The 497-nt window shown below is 69.2% G+C and carries 1 pseudogene; it reads left to right on the top strand.

Annotated elements, in window-relative coordinates:
* Positions 1-497: pseudogene (locus AC5RUQ_RS20930) on the top strand (HNH endonuclease signature motif containing protein); the annotation flags it as partial.

The raw sequence follows: 497 nt of genomic DNA, 5'->3' as shown, positions 1-497 counted from the left end.
TTGTTGCGAAGTCACCCCAGCGTGGCGACCCGTTCAGTCCAGATCAGCCGCTTGGCCTGAGCGAGATCAGCGGACTCCTGGCCGCTGCCGCGGCTGCTGCCCCCAGGATTCTCGCCGCCGCTGACTACGTCGAGGCCGCTGATTTTGCCGGGCAGGTCGAGGACCTCTCCCGGTCCGTGGAGTACCTGCAGATCCTGGCCGCCGGGACGGTGGACCACACCCGCACGCAGGCCATTGCCGCAGCGGACGCCGCCAGGGCCAGCCGCTCCCGCACGGGCAAGGGCTGGGTCACCGGCTGGGACAACGGCGTGGAAACCCTGCACGAAACCCACACCGCCTGGCCCGGAGACTCTGCACTCAACAATTCACCGGCCAGCGGATCAGCGGCCAACGGTTCACTGGCCAGCGGATCAGCGGCAAGAGGCGCGCGGACGCAGATCGAGACGGACAGCCCCGCCCGGGTAATCACCTCCCCGGCTGATGACGGGTGCGCGACC

It is taken from the genome of Arthrobacter sp. MDT2-3, from assembly GCF_059090465.1.
The sequence above is the reverse complement of the archived record's forward strand: the minus strand, read 5'-3'. Positions and strand labels throughout refer to the sequence as shown.